The sequence below is a fragment of the Thermodesulfovibrio sp. Kuro-1 genome (assembly GCF_006538445.1).
GTDB classification, from domain to species: Bacteria; Nitrospirota; Thermodesulfovibrionia; order Thermodesulfovibrionales; family Thermodesulfovibrionaceae; genus Thermodesulfovibrio; species Thermodesulfovibrio yellowstonii.
This window is the reverse complement of the sequence record NZ_BJKS01000002.1, coordinates 301,335-322,501: the sequence shown is the minus strand read 5'-3', so window position 1 is coordinate 322,501 and position 21,167 is coordinate 301,335. Positions and strand designations below refer to the sequence as shown.

The 21,167-nt window shown below is 34.7% G+C and carries 21 protein-coding genes; 6 read left to right on the top strand and 15 right to left on the bottom strand.

The window, feature by feature from the left end:
• Positions 1-2: 2 nt before the first annotated feature.
• The 10 genes from fabZ to FLY87_RS03805 are packed head-to-tail and all read right to left on the bottom strand — an operon-like array spanning position 3 to position 11,097.
• Positions 3-425: a 3-hydroxyacyl-ACP dehydratase FabZ gene (gene fabZ, locus FLY87_RS03850; protein WP_012545346.1), complete on the bottom strand. Its 423-nt coding sequence runs from the start codon at positions 423-425 to the stop codon at positions 3-5.
• Positions 426-442: 17 nt separating this feature from the next.
• The gene (gene lpxD / locus FLY87_RS03845) at positions 443-1,471 is read right to left on the bottom strand and encodes a UDP-3-O-(3-hydroxymyristoyl)glucosamine N-acyltransferase (RefSeq protein WP_141266331.1); all 1,029 of its coding nucleotides are present in this window, start codon (positions 1,469-1,471) and stop codon (positions 443-445) included.
• Positions 1,468-2,004 (bottom strand): OmpH family outer membrane protein, encoded by a 537-nt coding sequence (locus FLY87_RS03840; protein ID WP_141266330.1) that lies wholly within the window; start codon positions 2,002-2,004, stop codon positions 1,468-1,470. Before FLY87_RS03840 ends, lpxD begins: the two co-directional genes overlap by 4 nt.
• 14 nt (positions 2,005-2,018) lie before the next feature.
• Positions 2,019-4,265 carry an outer membrane protein assembly factor BamA gene (gene bamA, locus FLY87_RS03835; protein WP_141266329.1) on the bottom strand — a complete coding sequence of 749 codons (2,247 nt, stop codon included), beginning with the start codon at positions 4,263-4,265 and terminating at the stop codon, positions 2,019-2,021.
• Positions 4,266-4,298: 33 nt separating this feature from the next.
• A complete protein-coding gene (locus FLY87_RS03830) occupies positions 4,299-5,678 on the bottom strand; it encodes a phosphomannomutase/phosphoglucomutase (protein ID WP_012544969.1) in 1,380 nt (459 codons plus the stop codon).
• The gene (locus tag FLY87_RS03825) at positions 5,659-7,080 is read right to left on the bottom strand and encodes a mannose-1-phosphate guanylyltransferase/mannose-6-phosphate isomerase (protein ID WP_012546227.1); all 1,422 of its coding nucleotides are present in this window, start codon (positions 7,078-7,080) and stop codon (positions 5,659-5,661) included. The genes FLY87_RS03830 and FLY87_RS03825 overlap by 20 nt, the downstream gene beginning before the upstream one ends.
• 9 nt (positions 7,081-7,089) lie before the next feature.
• On the bottom strand, positions 7,090-7,740 hold the full coding sequence (locus FLY87_RS03820; RefSeq protein ID WP_141266328.1) for a riboflavin synthase: 651 nt from the start codon (positions 7,738-7,740) through the stop codon (positions 7,090-7,092).
• The gene (lepB, locus tag FLY87_RS03815) at positions 7,740-8,345 is read right to left on the bottom strand and encodes a signal peptidase I (RefSeq protein WP_012545806.1); all 606 of its coding nucleotides are present in this window, start codon (positions 8,343-8,345) and stop codon (positions 7,740-7,742) included. The genes FLY87_RS03820 and lepB overlap by 1 nt, the downstream gene beginning before the upstream one ends.
• A 10-nt stretch (positions 8,346-8,355) precedes the next feature.
• The gene (gene lepA, locus FLY87_RS03810; protein WP_012546674.1) at positions 8,356-10,137 is read right to left on the bottom strand and encodes a translation elongation factor 4; all 1,782 of its coding nucleotides are present in this window, start codon (positions 10,135-10,137) and stop codon (positions 8,356-8,358) included.
• Between the two features lie 6 nt (positions 10,138-10,143).
• Entirely contained in the window at positions 10,144-11,097 is a 954-nt protein-coding gene (locus FLY87_RS03805; protein WP_141266327.1) for an ROK family protein, read from the bottom strand.
• Positions 11,098-11,230: 133 nt separating this feature from the next.
• On the opposite strand from FLY87_RS03805, the gene fabG reads away from it, so the two are divergent.
• From fabG to FLY87_RS03770, 6 genes are all read left to right on the top strand, one after another.
• Positions 11,231-11,968: a 3-oxoacyl-[acyl-carrier-protein] reductase gene (fabG, locus tag FLY87_RS03800; RefSeq protein ID WP_012546317.1), complete on the top strand. Its 738-nt coding sequence runs from the start codon at positions 11,231-11,233 to the stop codon at positions 11,966-11,968.
• A 23-nt stretch (positions 11,969-11,991) separates the two neighbouring features.
• Positions 11,992-12,228 carry an acyl carrier protein gene (gene acpP, locus FLY87_RS03795; protein ID WP_012545237.1) on the top strand — a complete coding sequence of 79 codons (237 nt, stop codon included), beginning with the start codon at positions 11,992-11,994 and terminating at the stop codon, positions 12,226-12,228.
• A 6-nt stretch (positions 12,229-12,234) separates the two neighbouring features.
• A complete protein-coding gene (gene fabF, locus FLY87_RS03790) occupies positions 12,235-13,482 on the top strand; it encodes a beta-ketoacyl-ACP synthase II (RefSeq protein ID WP_012544941.1) in 1,248 nt (415 codons plus the stop codon).
• A gap of 330 nt (positions 13,483-13,812) precedes the next feature.
• A complete protein-coding gene (locus FLY87_RS03780) occupies positions 13,813-14,265 on the top strand; it encodes a hypothetical protein (RefSeq protein WP_164924791.1) in 453 nt (150 codons plus the stop codon).
• Between the two features lie 32 nt (positions 14,266-14,297).
• Positions 14,298-14,714: a hypothetical protein gene (locus FLY87_RS03775; RefSeq protein ID WP_012545298.1), complete on the top strand. Its 417-nt coding sequence runs from the start codon at positions 14,298-14,300 to the stop codon at positions 14,712-14,714.
• A gap of 9 nt (positions 14,715-14,723) precedes the next feature.
• Positions 14,724-15,293 carry a hypothetical protein gene (locus tag FLY87_RS03770; RefSeq protein WP_012545954.1) on the top strand — a complete coding sequence of 190 codons (570 nt, stop codon included), beginning with the start codon at positions 14,724-14,726 and terminating at the stop codon, positions 15,291-15,293.
• A 106-nt stretch (positions 15,294-15,399) separates the two neighbouring features.
• Here FLY87_RS03770 and FLY87_RS03765 read toward each other — a convergent pair whose 3' ends face one another.
• The 5 genes from FLY87_RS03765 to metK are packed head-to-tail and all read right to left on the bottom strand — an operon-like array spanning position 15,400 to position 21,149.
• Positions 15,400-15,642, bottom strand: coding sequence for a MoaD/ThiS family protein (locus FLY87_RS03765; RefSeq protein WP_012545073.1), 243 nt, complete (start codon positions 15,640-15,642; stop codon positions 15,400-15,402).
• Positions 15,643-15,693: 51 nt separating this feature from the next.
• Positions 15,694-17,424, bottom strand: a complete 1,731-nt coding sequence (locus FLY87_RS03760) for an aldehyde ferredoxin oxidoreductase family protein (RefSeq protein WP_141266325.1) — start codon at positions 17,422-17,424, stop codon at positions 15,694-15,696.
• Positions 17,425-17,464: 40 nt separating this feature from the next.
• A complete protein-coding gene (locus FLY87_RS03755; RefSeq protein WP_012545285.1) occupies positions 17,465-18,739 on the bottom strand; it encodes a radical SAM/SPASM family putative metalloenzyme maturase in 1,275 nt (424 codons plus the stop codon).
• Entirely contained in the window at positions 18,736-19,995 is a 1,260-nt protein-coding gene (ahcY, locus tag FLY87_RS03750; protein WP_141266324.1) for an adenosylhomocysteinase, read from the bottom strand. The genes FLY87_RS03755 and ahcY overlap by 4 nt, the downstream gene beginning before the upstream one ends.
• Complete coding sequence (metK, locus tag FLY87_RS03745) at positions 19,989-21,149, bottom strand: methionine adenosyltransferase (protein ID WP_012546806.1); 1,161 nt, start codon at positions 21,147-21,149, stop codon at positions 19,989-19,991. Before metK ends, ahcY begins: the two co-directional genes overlap by 7 nt.
• Positions 21,150-21,167: the final 18 nt, after the last annotated feature.

The window sequence follows — 21,167 nt, the reverse complement described above, 5'->3', positions numbered from 1 at the left end:
CCTCACTTTGTAACCATTGCTGTGAATTCTGCCTCTGTTGCCACTTTTTCATCAATCTTTGCAATACCTGCAAACTTCCAGACTCCTCCTCTTCTGTGAATCACACTCACTTCAAAAATGATTCGGTCGCCTGGTATAATTGGTTTACGAAATTTAACTTTTTCAATGCTTAAAAAGAGAACCCCTGTCCCTTCCATACCTGATTTAAATGCAAGAACACCTGCTACCTGAGCCATTGCCTCTACTATTAATACTCCAGGCATAACAGGATTTCCTGGAAAGTGTCCTTGAAAAAACGGTTCATTCATCGTAACATTTTTTACTCCTACTGCTTTTTCATTGGGGATAAGTTCTAAAACTCTGTCTACTAAGAGGAATGGATATCTATGAGGAAGAATATCCATTATTTCTTTGATATCAATCATTGACACCTCCTATCAATTTATTCAATAGTTTTTTGTTTTTCAAGTTGTTTAATTCTTTCTTCAAGTTCTCTTATCTTTTTATAAAGTTCTGGAAGTTTCTGAAAAATTGCATTTGTTCTAAGCCATTCCCTATGAGGCATGATAGGTGAGCCAGAAAATACACCTTTTTGAACTTTTCCAGGCATAACTCCTGATTGAGCTGTGATTATTGTTCCTGCTTCAATTTCTACATGATCCGAAATACCAACCTGTCCTGCAAGTATACATCCATCTCCTACTTGAGAACTTCCTGCAATTCCAACCTGAGCTACGATTATCACATTTTGACCAATTTTTACATTATGAGCAATCTGAACAAGATTATCAATCTTTGTTCCTTTTCCAATAAAAGTATTTCCAGTTGTAGCCCTATCTATAGTTACACAAGCTCCTATTTCAACATCATCCTCAATAATTACACCACCTACCTGTGGAATCTTATGATGCCTACCTTCGTGAAAAATGTATCCAAAACCGTCAGAACCAATCTGAGTTCCTGCATGAATTATTACTCTATTGCCGATTTTAACTCTTTCTCTTACTGTTACATTGGGATAAATCACACAGTCAGAACCTATTAATGTTTCTTTGCCAATAAATGTGAAAGGGTAAATTATAGTATTGTCTCCTATTGTTACATTCTCATCAATATAAACAAAAGGATAGACTGTTACATTTTTACCTATCTGAGCAGTAGAAGCGACAATTGATTTTTCGCTTATTCCTTTACATGGCTGTGGTTTTACATAAAACATTTCAAGAAGTTTTGCAAAAACAAATTGAGGATTTTCAGTAATAAGCTGAGGTTTGTTCAGATTTGGAATTTTTTCTTTTACAATAAATGCAGAAGCTTTACTATTTTTGGCAAGCTCAGCATATTTTGAACTTGCTATATATGTAATATCGCCTTCTTGGGCATCTTCAAAGCCTTTTATCCCTGATATTTCAATTTCAGAATCTCCCTCAATTTTTGCATTAAAAAAATGTGCTATTTCAGAAAGCTTCATTTCTTTCCTTTTTGTTGCGAAGTTTTTTGATTAAAAAGTGAAATGATTTTATCTGTAATATCTACTTCAGGAGTTGCAAAAAGAATAATCTGCTCAGCTTTCTCAAATATTAGATTATAACCTTCTTTCTGAGCAAAATCATTTATTAATTGTCTTATTTCTTTAAGCATGCTTTGAGTAATTTCATTTTGTTTTTTCTGAAGTTCTACTTGATAATCTGCTGCAGTTCTTTGAAAATCTCTTCCTAAACGTTCAATCTCTTCTTCCTTTGCTTTTCTTGCATCCTCACTTAAAACAGAGCGTTTTTTTTCAAGTTCTTCTTTTAAACTCTGAATTTTTTTCTGTTTTTCTTCAAGAGTTTTTTGCCTTGACTCAAGCATACTCTGCAGTTCATTTACAGATTTCTTTCCTTCTTCTGATTCATTCAGAACTCTGTAAAGATCAACTACTCCAATTTTTAAGTCTGCATGGGCAAGTGAAACAAAGGATAGTGTAAAAACCATAATAAATACTACAAATAGAATTCTTTTCATTTCCTCCTCCTAATTTAGAAAAATGAACCAAATCCAAATTCAATCTTGGATTTGGACTCTCCTTCCTTTTTATTGAGATTTATTCCATAGTCTATTTTGACAGGTCCAAGCGGTGAAAACCATCTAAAACCGAATCCAGATGTATATTTTATATCAGAACCAAATTTTTCTGCCTCATTATATCCCTTACCCATATCAACAAATATAAGTCCTTTAAGCTTCATTTCAGCCACTATAGGAAAAAGATATTCAATATTGAATATCATTGCTCTTTTTGCTCCAATTGGTTCATTTTTGCTGTCTTTTGGTCCAGCCTCTCCATATCCCACACCTCTTATTGTATCAAGACCACCAATATAAAACCTTTCATAGAGCGGATATTTCTTGCCAAAAAGAGTATCAGACATTCCGAGTCTTCCTCTTAAATGTAAGGTTGATTCCTCAAATATTGGTATATACCAGCCAAGGTCAAGCAAGCTTTTCCAGAAACCCGTGTCTCCTCCCAGTCCTGCAGTAGTTAAGCTCAAAGAATACCTTCTTCCTTTGCTTGGGTCAATATAACTATCTCGGGTATCATTTATAATCTGAAACGTGACAGCACTTGTAAGAAGATTACCCTGCATATCTTTTATTACTGCATCAGCATCTTCATCAACATCTGTAACATTTGATTTTTCAATATCATAGGTGATTGAAGCAGACCAGTCCTCTCCATATCTTTTGCCAAATGTGAGAGAAAGCCCTGTTGCATCTCTTGTATAGTTAACATACTCTCTTTTCTGCCTATAAAGATTTATTCCGAAAAGAAGAGGTTTATCCAAAAACCATGGGTCTCTAAAAGCAAGAGTATAGTAAGAACTTCTTCCTCCAAGCTCTCCTCTAAGAGTTAAAGAGTAACCCTTACCAAAAAGATTGTTTTGGGTTACATCAACCATACCTATAAGGTTATCAATTGAGCTATATCCACCACCTATTGTCAAAAATCCTGTTGCTTTTTCTTTTACATTCACATCAAGGTCAACAGTTTTTTTATCAGGATCAGGTTTCTGATTTATATCAACTGTCTCAAAGTACTGAAGGTCTTCAAGTCTTTTTTTGCTTTTTTGTATTTTTGATGCAGAATACTCATCACCTTCATCAACTCTGACTTCTCTTCTTATTACTTTGTCAATTGTTTTAACGTTTCCTGAAATATTTACTCTTCCAATAGTAAACTTATCACCTGGCTTAACATTATATGTCACATCAACTGTTAATTTTTCTTCATTTGGAATAACATCAGGAGAAACACTTACAAGAGCATATCCCTTGTCTGAATAAAACGAAGTTATTGCTTCAACATCTTTACGCATTTTTGCTTTACTGAATATTTCTCCTGCTTTTAGCTTTATGAGTTCCTTAAGCTCTGTTCCTTCTTTATTGTCTCTGTATCCTGTGATATTTACTGAAGAGATTTTAAATTGAGGTCCTTCAGAAATCGGAATCATTATTGTCATCCATTTTTTATCTTGGGAAAACTCTATCTTAGGTTCTCCAACTGAGACTTTAAGGTATCCATTGTCGTAGTATAGGTCCTTTATTTTTTCAAGATCCTGTAACATTTCGTACTTTTTATAAAAGCCACTTCCTGTAATAAATGAATAAAACTTTCTTTCAGATGTTGCCATTACTTTTTTAATTTTTCTTGACGAGATTGCTTTATTTCCTTCAAACTTTATCTCTTTTATTTTGACTTTGTTACCTTCATCTATTACATATGTAAGCTCAACTTCTTCCTCTGTTTTTTTCTTTAATACAGGAACAATCTTTGCGAAATAATAACCCTCAGATTCATAAAATGCTTTAAGTCTGAGAGCATTGTCATTTATAAGAGTTACATCTGCTATAGCACCTGCGGTAATTGTAACAACCTCTTTCAATTTATCTTCATCGTACTCTTTATTTCCTTCAAAGCTTACCTTTATAATTGTTGGTTTTTCTTTAACAGAATATATTACTTTTACTCCGCCCTCAAAGGGTTCAATATCAACTTTAACATCTTCAAAATAGCCCATTTTATAAATTGATTTTATATCTTCAGAGATTTTTTCTTGAGAAATAACCTCTCCAAGTTTAAGAGAAATCTTATTTTTTACCGCAGCTTCTTCAATTCTTTTAAGTCCTTTTATATCAATGGCTGTAACTACAGGAAGTTCCTGTGCAAAAGATTGCAATGAAAATAAAAAAATGAAAAAAAATATAAGCACTGCTGGTCTTTTCATGAAAACCTCTTTGTCAAAAAGTTTTTAAGTATATCATAATATTTTAAAAAATTGAAACACTTCAAAAAGCTTCTGATGAACAATAGATTTAATCTCTTCAAGGTCATCTTCTGTTTCAGCTTCAAATCTTAAAACTAAGGCAGGCTGAGTATTAGACGCTCTTATTAATGCCCAGCCTTTTTTGAAATTTATTCTTACTCCATCTATAAAATTACATTCAAATTTCTGGAAATAATCCTTAATTTTTTCTACAATCATAAACTTTTTTTCATCTATACAATCAATTCTTATTTCTGGAGTGCTTTGCATTGTTTTTACTCCACATAGAAGTTTTTTTATGCCATATGGTTTACCAGCTTTTTTTACTATTTCTACTAATCTTAATGATGCATATATTGCGTCATCAAATCCAAAATACTTATCACTGAAAAATATATGCCCGCTCATCTCGCCTGCAAGGAGTGCTCCTTCTTCCTTCATTTTTTTCTTTATAAGAGAATGTCCTGTTTTCCACATAACTGGAATGCCACCTGCTTTAGCAATTTCTTCATACATTACTTTTGAGCATTTTACTTCGCCAATTATTTTTGCTCCTTTATTTTCTTCTAAAATATCTTTGGCAAATATAATCATTAACCTATCTCCCCATACAACATCACCTGATTCATCAATAACTCCTATACGGTCTGCATCACCATCAAATCCTATACCAAGATGGGCTTTTTTATTTATAACAGTTTGTATTAAATCTTCCATGTTTTCAAGAACCACAGGATCAGGATGATGATTTGGAAATCTGCCATCAGGCTCACTATAGAGTTCATATACTTCAGCGCCAAGTTTTTTTAGAATCACAGGAGCAACCAATCCAGCTGTGCCATTTCCTGAGTCAACAACAACTTTTATCCCCTCAAAAGAAGTAAAACCGCTTAACATGTAATTAATATAATCATCTGTTATGTTGTATTTTTCAATTTTTCCTGTTTTATTAAAATTAATAAAATCCTTTTTTTCTATAATTTTTTTTAATCTTCTGATTTTTTCACCATAAATGGTCTCTTTGCCTATACTGAGTTTAAATCCGTTAAATTCAGGTGGGTTGTGGCTTCCAGTTATCATTATTCCTGCATCCACAGGAAGTGTAAAAAGCGAAAAATACTGAAGTGGAGTAGGACATAACCCTATATCAATAACATCTACGCCGCATTCTGTAATTCCTTTGAGTAATTCTTTTTTGAGAGTTTCAGACGAAAATCTTGCATCCATTCCAACTGAGATTTTTCGGGGCATTCTTTTTAGTTCTTTGAATACCAGTGAAACAAAGGCTTTTCCAATTAGATAAGAAATTTCCTCTGTAAGGTCTTCTCCATAAATGCCTCTTATGTCATATTCTCTAAATATCCTGTCTTCCATAAACATCCTCAACTCTTTTTATATCATCTTCTTCCACATACTCTCCTACCTGAACTTCAATTATTTCAAGAGGAATTTTCCCTGGGTTTTCAAGCCTATGAAGCGTGCTTTTGGGAACATATACTGATTCATTTTCATGAACAAACTGTTCTCTGTCTCCAATTTTTACTTTTGCAGTTCCCTTTACAACAACCCAGTGTTCAGAACGATGATGATGCATTTGAAGAGATAGTGTTTCTCCTGGTTTTACTGATATTCTCTTTATTTTATATCTTAACCCTTTCTCAAGTAGAGTATAGCTTCCCCACGGCCTGTAAACTGTTACATGCTCTTCAACCTGTGGAAGCGCTTTTTCAGAAAGAATTTTTACGATATCTTTGACTTTCTGGCATTCTCCTTTTTTTGCAATTAGCAAAGCATCTTCTGTTTCAACAACTACCATATCCTGAATACCTAAGGTAGTAATAAATCTTTTGTTACCTATAATAAGGCTTCCATTTGTCTCTATATTTACGCAATCACCTACTATTGCATTACCAGTTGGGTCTTTATCTAAAACATCATATAAACTTTCCCATGAACCTATATCAGACCAGAATATATCAAGTGGAAGGAGCATTCCTTTTTCAGTTTTTTCCATAATTGCATAATCAATAGAGATGTCTGACAGATTTTGAAACTCTTTCAAAGCTTCATCATATGATTTTTCAAATAATTCTCCCAATTGGGGTGTATACTTCTTAAAATCCTCAATTATTGTATTAACTTTAAATGTAAACATTCCTGAATTCCAGTAGTAGTTTCCTTCTTTAATATATCTTTTTGCATTATCAAAATCGGGTTTTTCCACAAATTTTTCAACCTTATAGAAATTTCCGAATTCTGCAGGCTGACTTTTTACTTTTATGTATCCATAGCCTGTTTCAGGACGAGTTGGTTTTATGCCGAATGTTACAATAGTTTCTTTTTTAGCACATTCTTCCGAAGCTTTAATGAATTCAATAAATTTTTCATCTGGTTTAATTAAGTGGTCCGAGGGACAAACAAAGAATATCTCATCTTGAGAGATTCCTTTTTCTATTGCATATCTTATTGCAAGAGCAATTGCAGGTGCTGTATTTTTTGACACAGGTTCAATTACAATCTCAATTTTTGGCTTATTTGTTAGTTTATTTGCTAACTCTTCTAATTGATTAATAACATAAAACTTATGTTTCTCATTTGTTACAATGAAAATATCTGCATCTGGATAGCAACATATTCTTTTTATAGTCTTCTGAAAGAAACTTTCATGTTCATCATGTTTTGAAATTGAAAACTTTAGAAACTGTTTTGGAAAGTTTTTCCTTGACATAGGCCATAGCCTTGTTCCAGAGCCTCCTGCGAGAACTATAAATTTCATCTTTGCTCCTTAAATATATCCATAGTCCCTTAGTTTCCCAAGAAGTCGCTCTTCTTTAACATTAACTGACTGATTTACAAATTTTTCTACATATTTAGCAATTATATCAGATTCAAGGTTAACTTTGTCTCCAACTTTTTTAAGTCCTATTGTTGTCATATTAGCAGTATGAGGTATAACTACAACTGTAAATGAGTCTGATAAAATATCCACAATTGTAAGACTTATGCCATCTACAGTAATTGAACCTTTTTTAATGCAATATCTAAGAATTTCTTCTGGAGCTTCAATCTCTATTTTTAAATCATTACCTATTTTTTCAATTTTTCTTATTTTACCAATTCCCTCAACATGTCCGCTTACAAGATGTCCTCCAAGTCTTGTATTAAGAGTTAGTGCAGGCTCTAAATTAACATATTCGTCTTTTTTAAGTTCTCCAAGTGTGGTTTTTTGTAGTGTTTCATGGGATACATCAAAAGAAATTATATTTTTTGATTTATCCATCTCACAAATTGTAAGGCAGACTCCGTTTACAGATATGCTGTCACCTATATTTGAATTATCTATCAGTTTTTTTGAAAATACCTTCAGCCTTGCTCCCTGAGCAAGTTTTTGAACTTCATGAATTTTTCCAAGTTCAACAATAATTCCAGTAAACATTACTTTATAAGTTTACCAATCCTTTGAAGTCTTGGTTTATGATTATCATTGTCCCATGACCAGTATATAATAAATGCTTTGCCTTTTACATCTTTTAAATCAACAAAACCCCAAAAACGGCTATCATAGCTCTGATCCCTGTTGTCTCCCATTACAAAAAGTTTATGAGGAGGGACCTTAATTGGTCCAAAATTATCCCTCGGATCAAGCTCTCTTGGATGAATATATGAATCCGTATGTCTTGCATAGGGCTCTTTAAGTTCAATTCCATTAACGAAGACTTTTTTATTTTTTATCTCCACAGTGTCTCCTTCAACTCCTATTACTCTTTTTATAAAATCTCTACTCGGGTCTTCAGGATACTTGAACACTATTATATCTCCTCTCTTAGGAGTTTCAAAAACTAAAATTTTTTCATCTGATAGCGGCGGATTGACTCCATATATGAATTTATTTACAAGAAGATGATCCCCTATCAACAGCGTTGGAATCATTGACCCAGAAGGTATTTTAAAGGCTTGAACAATGTACGCTCTTATAAATAAAGCAATTAATATGGCAATTCCGATACTTTTTACATATTCAAGAATTTTTTTACCTGTCATTTTTTTCTCCTTATTCAACTTTTAGAACTGAAAGAAATGCTTCTTGTGGTATTTCAACTCGTCCAATTTGTTTCATTCTTTTTTTCCCTTCCTTCTGTTTTTCAAGAAGTTTTTTCTTTCTTGTCACGTCACCTCCATAACATTTTGCAAGAACATTTTTCTTAAGCGGTGCTATGCTCTCTCTTGCTATAATTTTGCCACCAATTGCAGCCTGAATTACAACTTCAAAAAGCTGTCTTGGAATTACAGTTCTCAGTTTTTGGGCTATTGCACGACCTTTATAATAAGCCTTATCTTTATGGACAATAATTGATAAGGCATCTACTTGTTCTCCATTAATAAGAATATCAAGCCTTACAAGTTCGGAAGGTCTATATCCAATAAATTCATAATCCATTGATGCATAACCTTTGGAAAGAGATTTAAGCTTATCATAAAAATCCCATAAAATTTCATTCAGTGGCATTTCATAAATAAGAAGAATTCTGTCCTTTGTTATATAGGAAAATTCTTTTTGAATTCCTCTTTTTTCTTGACAGAGTTTTAAAATCTCTCCTACAAATTGTTCTGGTACGATTATGGAGACTTTCATAAAAGGCTCTTCAATTTTTTCATATATTTTAGGCATTTTACTTGGATTGTCAATAAGATATTCTCCCTTTTTATCAACAATTTTATATCTTACAGTGGGTGCTGTACTTATAAGAGAAAGATTAAACTCTCTTTCAAGGCGTTCTTTTATGATTTCCATATGTAGTAAGCCCAAAAAACCGCATCTAAATCCAAATCCAAGTGCTGCTGATGTTTCGGGTTCAAAGAAAAAAGAAGAATCATTTAATCTGAGTTTTTCAAGAGCAGTTTTTAACTCTTCATATTGATGAGTTTCAGTTGGATAAAGTCCGCAAAATACCATTGGTTTAACTTCTCTGAAACCTGCAAGGGGGGTTTTTGCAGGATTTTCTGCAAGGGTAATTGTATCTCCTATTTTTGTGTCAGCAATGTTTTTAATTCCAGCTATAATAAATCCTACTTCACCTGCTTCAAGTTTTTCTATATCCTTAGGAAAAGGAGTGAGAATGCCAAGTCTCTGAACTTCATATTCTTTCCCTGTTGCAAATAGTTTTATTCTCATTCCTGGTTTTATTATTCCATCAAAAACCCTGACAAGAACAATAACACCTAAGTAGTTATCAAACCAGGAGTCAAATATCATTGCACGGAGTGGTGATTGAAGATCACCCTTTGGTGGAGGGATTCTTTTTACAACTGCTTCAAGAATTTCTTTGGTCCCTGTTCCTTCTTTTGCAGAAGCCAAGATTGCTTCAGAAGAACTAATACCTAAAATATCTTCTATTTGCTTTTTTACCTTGTCAGGATCAGCTTGGGGAAGGTCTATTTTGTTTATCACTGGAATTATTTCATGATTATGTTCAATTGCAAGATAAGCATTTGCAACAGTTTGAGCCTCTACTCCCTGCGTTGCATCAACTACAAGAAGGCTTCCTTCACAGCATGCCAAAGAACGAGATACTTCATAGGAAAAATCTACATGCCCAGGAGTATCAATAAGATTCAGGATATATGTTTGTCCATCCTCACTTTTATAGTTAAGTCTCACTGCATGAGCTTTGATTGTAATGCCCCTTTCCCTTTCAAGATCCATTGAATCAAGAATCTGTCCCATCTTGCCACCGAGATTAACAGCACCTGTAAACTCAAGGAGCCTGTCTGCAAGGGTAGATTTTCCATGATCTATATGAGCAATTATTGAGAAATTTCTTATTTTTTTCATAGAAACTTAGTTTTTTGGCTCTTTTAATTTTCTATCAGGAAACTGCTTCAGATTTTCATTTATTAAAATTGCGACAGCACCCAGAACTCCACCTTTATCTACCAGAGAAGATTGAGTTATACTGACTGATTCCGCAATTCCTATCATTGCTCTTTTTTTGGCTTCCTGAATGGCTGTTTCAAGATAGATATTTATTGCTTTAGAAAGTCCACCCGTTAAAATAATTTTTTCAGGTCCGAAAATATTTATTAAATTTGCTATTCCTGCACCAAGAGCCTTACCTGCTTCCTTAAGAACACTTCTACACAAATGATCGCCTTCCATTGCTGCTTTATATATATCTTCTGAAGTTGCTCTATATATATTGCCTTCATAAAGTTTTTTAATATAACTTTCCTCACCATTTTCAACTCGTTCTATAAGATTATCTTTTATAGCCCGAGCTGAAGCATATACTTCAAGGCATCCTGTGTTACCACAATTACAGAATTTTCCCTGATAATTAATGCTCATGTGTCCAACCTCCAATGGAAACTGGGCTATTTCCCCATCAAACCAGAACCCACCACCGATTCCTGTTCCAAGAGTAAGAAGAATAAAACTAAATGAGCCCTTACCTTGTCCAAATAAGGCTTCCGCAACTGCTGCAGCAGTTGCATCATTTTCTATTTTTACATTCATGTTATATCTATTTTCTAATTCCTTTTTTAAAGGGAATTTATTTAAAAAAGGTATGTTAGCGGCTTTAATTACGTTACCTTCCTTATCCACTAAACCAGCAATGCCGACTCCTATTCCTTTAATTTTAAATTCATTACAAATGCTGTCTATTTCTTCAATAATTTTTTCCATAGGATTGTTGCCTGTTGGGAATTTGCATATTTTGATGGTTTCCCAGTCTGTTGAAATTATACCGATTTTAATATAAGTGCCACCTATGTCTATTCCAATGTAATACATAAAAAAATATTATATCATAATATTTAAGTTCCTATCCTTTTAAATTCCAAATTTATTTATAACTATGGGGTGGAATTTTTAGATAGATTTTTTTTATAATTTGATTTTCAGATAATATTCAAGGAGGTTTTTTATGAAAGGACAAACAGCTGTAATAACTGGCTCTTCAAGAGGAATTGGAAGAACCGCAGCTGAAGAACTTGCTAAGAAAGGTGTGCAAATTGTAATTGTTGATATAAATGGGGGTAATGCTGAAAAAGTTGCTGAAGAGATTAAATCACAGTATGGTGTTGAAACCTTAGGAATTAAAGCTGACATCTCTAACTCAGAAGATGTAAAAAGGCTATTTGAGGAAGCAGTAAAAAAATTTTCTAAAATTGAAATTCTTGTAAACAATGCGGGTATAACAAGGGATAATCTTCTTATAAGAATGAAAGATGAAGAATGGGATGCTGTTTTAAATATAAATCTTAAAGGAGCATTTCTTTGTTCAAGAGAAGCTATTAAGATTATGTCAAAAAATAAATATGGAAGAATTATAAATATTGCTTCTGTTGTAGCTTTTATCGGAAATCCCGGTCAAGTTAATTATTCAGCATCAAAGGCAGGCTTGGTGGCTCTAACCAAGACATTAGCAAAAGAGTATGCTTCAAGAGGAATAACTGTTAACGCAGTTGCTCCAGGTTTTATCCAAACAGCTATGACAGAACAACTACCAGAAAAGGTTAAAGAGGAAATGTTGAGAATGATTCCTTTATCAAGATTTGGGACAACTCAGGACGTTGCAAATGCTATAACATTTCTGGCTTTGCCAGAATCTGGATATATAACCGGGCAGGTTATTCATGTAAATGGCGGAATGTACATGTAAAAAAGAAAAAAAGGAGGTAAATAATGGTAGAGGAAAAAGTAAAAGAAATCATAGCAAAGCAGCTTGGTGTTGAAGTATCACAGGTGACACCAGAGGCGTCTTTTGTTGAAGACCTTGGAGCAGACTCTCTTGATACTGTTGAGCTTGTTATGGCTTTTGAGGAAGCTTTTGGAATTGAGATTCCTGATGAAGATGCGGAAAAGATTGGTAAAGTAAAAGACGCTATAGAGTATATAAAAAACAAAATAAATCAGGCATAGTTATTTATGAGCAAAAGAAGAGTTGTTGTGACCGGGTTGGGAATGATTTCCCCTCTCGGTCTTGATGTTCAATCCTCTTGGCAGGCAATTATTCAAGGCAAATCAGGAGTTGGTTACATTACTCATTTTGATGCTAAGGACTATCCTGTAAGAATAGCCGCTGAAGTTAAAGGATTTGATCCGACAAAATATATTGAACTAAAAGAAGTAAAAAAAATGGACAGATTTATTCATTTTGCAATTGCTGCTACTGAGATGGCAATTGCAGATTCGGAGTTAGAAATCACTCCTGAAAACTCAGAAAGGATAGGAATTGTTATTGGCTCTGGAATGGGTGGACTCCCAGCAATTGAGTATTATCATCAGATATTACTTGAAAAAGGCTGGAAAAGAGTGAGCCCCTTCTTCATTCCTATGGTTATCATTAATCTTGCAGCAGGACAGATATCAATAAGATATGGAATAAAAGGTCCTAATCTTGCTGTAACAACTGCCTGTGCTACAGGAAACCATTCAATTGGCGAAGCTTTCAGAATGATTCAGTATGGTGACGCAGATGTAATGATTGCAGGTGGTGCAGAAGCTGTGATTACACCAATGGCTGTTGCAGGATTTGCAATAATGAGGGCTTTGTCAACAAGAAATGAGGAACCAGAAAAAGCAAGCAGACCTTTTGATGCTGATAGAGACGGATTTGTAATGGGAGAAGGTTCTGGAATCCTTATTCTTGAGGAGCTTGAACATGCCTTAAAAAGAGGTGCTAAAATTTATGCAGAACTTGTGGGATATGGAATGACTTCAGATGCTTATCATATTACAGCTCCTGCTCCTGAAGGTGAAGGAGGTGCAAGATGCATGAAAATGGCATTGAATGATGCAGGAATATCTCCAGAAGAGATAGATTACATAAATGCTCATGGAACAGCTACAAAACAAGGAGATGAACTTGAGACGCAGGCTATAAAAACAATATTTGGTGAACATGCCTATAAACTTTGTGTAAGTTCTACAAAATCAATGACAGGACATCTACTTGGTGCTGCTGGAGGTGTTGAGGCTATATTTACAATATTGAGTATATATGAAGATATTGTGCCTCCTACCATTAATCTTGATAATCCTGACCCAGAATGTGATCTTGACTATGTTCCTTATAATGCAAAGAAAAAAGAAATTAAATACGCTATGACAAACTCATTTGGTTTTGGCGGAACTAATGCCTCTCTCATCTTTAAGAAATTTACAGATAATTAAATTAATGTTCTAATAAAGCCTTTCTTCAGTGTTTGTCTTATTCTTTCTACGGAAACATTTTTGTTTAATGCTTCTTTCATCATTCTCATAAATAGAGATGATAAAAAATAAACTACCAGATGATTTATTATACTTTTCTCTGTATAATATTTTGACAATTTTTGTTTCTCTAAGGAACTGAAGAATTTTGAAAAAGCTGATATTAAAGGTTATTCTGAAGAAACTGTAAAAAAGTGTTTACAATCATCTAAAATTTTCATTGATTTTTTCAAAGTTTCTTTTTCAAAATAGTTCCATGCTTTTGAAATTTTTCTGAGGAGGAGGTGAAGATTGAACAGAAAGCTATTTATTCTAAGTATTTTGTGCCTTTGTTTTAGTTTCAGCGCATTAGATATCAGTGCACAGCTCCCGTTAAGTGTGACACCACCAAAAGTTAATGAAAAAATTCAAAAACAAAAACAGCAAACATTACAGCCACCAAAGGTTAATGAGAATATCCAGAAACAACAACCACTACCTACAGTAAAGAGTAGAGAATTCCGAAACATTGACTTTATCGCCATTCCTTATGTCCAAAGCAGAGAGTTTCCTAACATTGATTTTGAAGTAATCAAGCTTACAAAGAGTAGAGAGTTTGCTAATATTGATTTTACTGCTACGCCCCTAATGAAAAGCAGGGAGTTTTCTAACATTGACTTTGAAGCAATTAAGGTTACAAAGAGCAGAGAATTTACCAATATTGATTTTATTGGCGTAAAAATTCTTGACTCACAGAAAAAATAGTAAATTGTAAAAAAAGCTTAAGAGGAGGAAAAATGAAAGTAAATTTTAACAACGCTTTAGTAATCTCTTTAGTAATAACAGTTTTATTATCCTCAGCAAGTTTTGCCTTAGCCCATGACCCTTCAACTACAAATTATCCTCAACTTAGTCACATTCATGTTAAAGGAAAAATAACCGCCCCTGATGGTTCTGTTATTCGCCTTCCTGAAGGAGCAATGGTAAAAGCTATGTCAAGTGAAGCATTTCGTTTTATACCAAGTGAGTGTCACGCGAATCAAAGCCCTGTTACTTCACCTATAAATCCAAATACAGGTGAGTATGAGTTGATATTTTATTTCAAGGCTGATTCCGAGAAATGTAGGGACGAATTTCAAAGAAGACCCTTAGATACATCAAAAATACAAATTATTAACGCTCCTGGATATGAATTTAAAAGAAAAACAAATTAGGAGAATAAAATGAAAAAATTATTTACTTATCTCAGCATTTTAAGTTTAATTTTATTTGTCTTCTCTTTAGCCTATGCAGAAACTCCGCCTCAACCAAAAGACCAGCTTAAATCTCCTGTAGACAAAGATAAACTAAAACAGATTAAACCAATTCCTCCACCAAAATGTCCTGACCCAGCAGTTCAGAGAATTGATTTTACCGTTGTTTCAAAAACGAGTCAGTTCTCAGGAAAAGTTAGAATAACAGGTGTGGTAAAAAATATGGGAGTTGAGCCATACATTTCAGGACCAAATCAGCAGGCTGTTTATCTCTATGAAATTCCTATGGGTGGAAAAGCTAACCTTGTAGCTACAAAAAAATTCCAGAATTTAAATCCCGGGCAGGAAATAACAGTTAGCTATGAACGTAACTGGAATGCCTCCTCACCTTCTGAGGGCGAATTTCCACCATCTTACAGGGTAGTTATTGCCTATGACCCTGATATAAGAATGGATAGCAATCCTAAAAACGATGACTGCAACATGAATAACAATCAAAAAGAAAGAAGCGGGACAGAGATAAACGCCTTATTTAGATAGGAAAACTTGCCTGCAGGAAATGGTGCTAAGAAAATGAGCCTGCAGGCATTAATTTTCTAAAACTGCATTTTCCCTATTAGTTTGACTATTATTTTTTTCTTCAAACCTATCCGCCTGCGATAGGAGGGAAAAGACTTATTTCATCACCATCTTTTATTTGAATAGAAAGGTTGGTAAGAATAACTCCATTAAGAACAACTATGAAGGGTTTTTTATTTAGGCTTAAAAAATCAATTAATTCATAAATAGTTAGAGGTTTCTCAGTTTCCACAATAAGGTCTTTTTCTTCATTTCTGGGGAAGTCTTTTTCTGATTTTATACCACCAAAAAGTTTAACAACTACTTTCATTTTTAAAATTTGCTCAGGGATGGCAGTCACCAACCCTGAGCAGTAGAAATTTTACCAGTTAAATAGTTGGTCAAGCTCTTCATCTTTTACCTGAAATACTGTATTGTGTGGTGGAAGAGGCTCTTTATAGAAAAATCTTGGAAGTCTGTCATGCTCTTTTGTAAATCCTGCACGAAGATTGAAATCTCTTTCAAATTTGAGAACCTTTTTCCCGTATTCAACTACATCTTTATCAGTCATATTCCAACCATAAAAGGCATTGAGCATATCAAGCAAAGCCTGATTAGTTTCTGGCTGGTCAAGTAGTGCAAAAGCTATAAAAAGACACATGCCTGTTGAATCTACAAAAGCTGTTGCAATCTGAAGATTACGTGAGAGCTCAACTTGTCCTTCAGGCTTAAGAGGATCAACAAATCCACCTGTTTTTAAAACATTAAGCGCAATTGAATATCCTGCAGTGTGATCTGCGCCCATAGGGCTTGTTGCATATGTGACTCCGATTCCCTGAACTGCTCTTGGATCATAAGCTGGAAGTGCTTGCCCTTTCACAACAGGCACTCTTTCAACTCCGAAAGCTTTGCCAGTGAATGCTGCTCCATTTCCTATAATTCTTCCAAGATGTGTTCCTTTACCCACCTCATGTAGGAGATTTATTGCAGCATCAGCATCTCCCCACTTAAGCAATCCAGCTTCCATTGCAACTGCAATTGTTGCGCCCATCTCAATGGTGTCAACTCCATAGTTGTCACATAGAAAATCCATCATAGCTATTTTATCTATGTCATCAACCCCGCAGTTTCCACCCAATGCCCATACTGTTTCGTATTCAGGTTGTTTAGTGAGATAATGTCCATCTTTGTCATGATAAATTCCTGAACAACGTATAACACATCCCCTGTGGCATCCATGTGTAGGGTTTCCACCTCTTTGTTTTTCAAGCTCTGCTTCCACTTCACCACTGATTTTTCTTGCTCCAGCAAAACGTCCTTCTTTGAAGTTATAGGTAGGATATGCTCCAACTTCATTTATTATGTTTGTTAATACATTTGTTCCATAAGCAGGAAGTCCTTGTCCTGTTACAGGATGTTTCTGAAGTCCTGCAACAAATTTTTTATTTGCTTCTTTAAATGCTTCTACATTTTTTGGCTGTCTTGGTGTTGTTTCAGTATCATCAAGAACAATAACTTTTACTCCTTTTAAACCCATCACCGCACCAACCCCGCCTCTTCCTGCATGTCTTGTTGGTCTAAGTTCCATATCAGTCAATGCAACAGATGCACCTGACATTTTCATTTCACCTGCAGGACCAATACTTACACAGGCAATTTTTTCTCCGAACTCTTTTTTCATTTTTTCAATAAGATCATAGTTTGGAAGCATTTTAAGAGAATTGTCTTTTTCAACCTTAACACCATTTTTGTTAATATAAATTTTATATGTATCATCTCCCTTAGGCTTTCCTTCAAGGACAATTGCTGCAATTCCGAGTCTTCCAAGAACCTGTCCTGCCTGTCCTCCTGAATTTGCTTCTTTAATCCCTCCTGTAAGAGGACTTTTGCATCCTACAGAAGTTCTTCCAGACATTGCTGCAGCGCTTCCACCAAGAAGTCCGCAGGCTATTACAAGTTTATTGTCAGCACTCAATGGATGACAAAGGGGGTCAACTTCTTTTGATATTATTGCTGAAGTAAGTGCTCTTCCACCAAGTCCTTCATATTGACCTAAATCCTCAAATTTTACTTCAGGTGCATCTTCACTCATGTTAATTCTTAAAATTTTCATAAAGCACCTCCTTTGATTGGACTAATAATTATTTAGTCAATTATATCATACAGTAAAATAAACCGCCACACCATAGACATGCTCCACATGGAACATCATTGGTATAGCAGTCATAGAGAAAATCTTCAAGTTCCATAAGGTCACAAAGGGCAAAGTTACAGTCATAGCAATAAGGAAAGTCATACTTTAAAACTGAATTGATGAAATTTGTGTATTCAGATGAATTGAGTATATAACCAGGGTCTTTGTCCTTAATATTCCCAAATGTCCAGCGTTTAACTGATTTTTTAAGTCCAGCAATATAGCATGTAAAACTGTGCCATAAAAAATAACATGGTGAAACTTCTCCATCAACTCCAATAAATAAACATTTTTCTTCAAGAAAATCACATTTTCTACGAGGTGCAGGATTGGTTTTTGGAATTTGAATTGATATATCCAGTTTTTTTGATAGTCTTTTTACCTCTTTCAAAACTAAATTTACTTCTTTTATGAGTTTTTCATCTCTGTTTATTAAATTTTGCATATGAAGTGTAAGTCCTTTTTCAGTTGCTTCGTCATACATTCCCTTAAAAAGTCTCATAGCTTCATTTTCTTCAGGAAAAAACTCTGGTAGGGCTTTCTTTTTCATAAGCTCAAGCCATTCATTTATTGTATAGCCTGCTTTTTCAAGTAATGTAAGCCATTTCTTGAATATTTTTACTGATTCTTCATTGTTTGTTTCATATGCAACTTTATTTAAAACTAAAGGCGAATAGGGAATTAAATGAGAAAGAATTATAAAATCTATACCATATTTTGAAGCTTCTTTAATGGTGGGAACAATTTGATCAAGGTTATCCCTGGTTATAACAGTTTCTATGCCGCTTTGGAGTTTTCCATTGTTGTTTAGTTTTATACGATAGATAGTTTCAAGAGCCTTTTCACCATACTCAGGTTCATGAAGTCCATTTACAGGAGTAAGGCTATCAATTGAAACACAGATTTTATTTAAGCCAGCCTTTACAAGTTCTTTTAATTTTTCATCTGTTAGAAGCACGCCATTTGTTTGAAATCCGATTAAAGCTCCCTCAGGCATGTAAGCACTTGCTAAAGCAATGAAGTTTTCAATATTTGGATGCAGAAGTGGTTCACCAATTCCATTAAGAATCAGGCTTTTAATATAGGGGAAAAGAGGTTTAAGCCTGCTGAATGTTTCAAAATCCATCTCTGAATCAGGATGATGATAATTAGGACTCTGTTTAGGACAGATCTCGCAATGAAGATTGCATTTTGTAGTTATCTCTACAGAAAGTTTCTCAGGCAGTCCAATCATGTCCCCATCTGCCAGCTATGGAGATATTTATCCTGTTCTTTTGTTAGTTTGTCAATTTTTATTCCCATGCTTTCAAGTTTTAGTCGGGCAATTTCTCTGTCAATTTCTTCAGGTACAGAATACACCTTTTTTTCTAATTTTTTAGCATTTTTAAATATATATTCAGCAGAAAGTGCCTGATTGGCAAAACTCATATCCATAACTGCCGCAGGATGCCCTTCTGCTGCACTCAAATTTACAAGTCTGCCTTCTGCAAGCAGATAAATTCTTCTACCGTCCTTCAGGGTGTATTCTTCAACAAACTCTCTAATGACTCTCTTTGACTTTGAAAGTTTATTTAAACCTTCAATGTCTATTTCTACATTAAAATGTCCTGTATTTGCTACAATTGCACCGTTTTTCATCTTTGAAAATACTTTTTCAGAGATTACATTTATGTTTCCTGTAACCGTGACAAAAATGTCACCAATCTTTGCAGCATCAATTATGGGCATTACATCAAATCCATCCATTACTGCTTCAAGAGCTTTTAAAGGGTCTACTTCTGTGACAACTACCCTTGCACCCATGCCTTTTGCTCTCATTGCAACTCCTCTTCCACACCATCCATAACCACAAACAACAAAAATAGAACCAGCAAGCAGTCTGTTGGTGGCTCTAAGAATTCCATCTATTGTGCTCTGTCCTGTTCCATAACGATTATCAAAAAGATGCTTTGTGTAAGCATCATTAACAGCTATTACAGGATACTTAAGTGCACCATCATCTGCCATTGCTCTTAGCCTTATTACACCTGTTGTTGTTTCTTCTGTCCCGCCAAGAACATGGGAAAGAAGTTTTCTTTTTTCTTTATGAAGTGTTGATACCAAATCAGCTCCGTCATCCATTGTTATATGCGGCTTTATTTCAAGAGCCTGATAGATATGTTTATAATATGTATCTCTATCTTCTCCTTTAATTGCAAACACAGGAATTTTGTAATATTTAACCAATGCAGATGCTACATCATCCTGAGTGCTTAAAGGATTTGATGCACAAAGCGCAAGCTCAGCTCCACCTTCTTTAAGGGTTATCATTAAATTAGCTGTTTCTGTTGTTACATGAAGGCAGGCAGCAAGCTTTACTCCCTTAAGAGGTTTTTCTTTTTTGAATCTATCCCGAATCATTCTTAAAACAGGCATATCCATCTCAGCCCATTCTATACGGAGTTTGCCTTTTTCAGCTAATTTAATGTCTTTGATGTCGTATTTTAGCAAAGTTCAGCCTCCTTTCTTAATGTTTCTGCCATGTCTGTTTGCTCCCATGTGAAATCAGGGTCAGGTCTTCCAAAATGACCATAGGCAGCGGTTTTCTTAAAAATTGGTCTTCTAAGTTGAAGTTTCTCAATTATGCCTTTCGGCGTTAAATTAAAGACTTTCTTAACAATTTCCTCCATCTTTCTATCTTCAATTTTACCTGTGCCAAAGCTGTTGATATAAACAGAAACTGGCTCTGGGACACCTATTACATAGGCAATCTGAATCTCTACTCTATCACAAAGTCCTGCTGCAACAAGATTTTTAGCAATATATCTTGCCATGTATGAGCCAGAACGGTCTACCTTTGTAGCATCCTTTCCTGAAAAACAGCCACCTCCATGTCTTGCTACGCCACCATAAGTATCAACAATGATTTTTCTTCCTGTAAGCCCTGTATCTCCCATAGGACCGCCAATCACAAATCTTCCTGTGGGATTTATAAAGTATTGGACAGTTTCTTCATCAAGAAGTTCTTTTGGAACAACAGGTTTTATTACCTTTTCAACAATATCCTCCCTCATTTCTCTTAAAGTGATGTCAGGTGCATGCTGCGCTGAAACAACTATACTTTTAACCTGATAGGGTTTTCCATCTCTATATTCTATAGTAACCTGAGTTTTTCCATCAGGTCTCAGATAAGTAAGAATGTCTTTTTTCCTTACCTCTGCAAGCTTCATTGCAAGTTTGTGAGCAAGCATTATAGGCATTGGCATAAGTTCTTCTGTTTCATTGCAGGCAAATCCAAACATAAGCCCTTGGTCCCCTGCACCTCCTGGATCAACTCCCATAGCAATATCAGGAGATTGTTCATGAATTGATGTAATAACTGCACAGGTCTCATAATCAAACCCATACTTTGCTCTTGTATATCCAATTTCTTTAACTGTCTCTCTTATAACAGAGGGAATATCTACGTAACAGTTGGTTGTAATCTCTCCTGCGACCATAACAAGTCCTGTAGTTACTAAAGTTTCACAGGCTACTCTTGAATAGGGGTCTTTTGAAATCATAGCATCAAGTATTGCATCAGAAATCTGATCAGCCACTTTATCTGGATGTCCCTCTGTAACTGATTCAGAGGTGAAAATATAGTCCTTTCTGTCTCCTAACATTATATTGCCTCCTTTGTT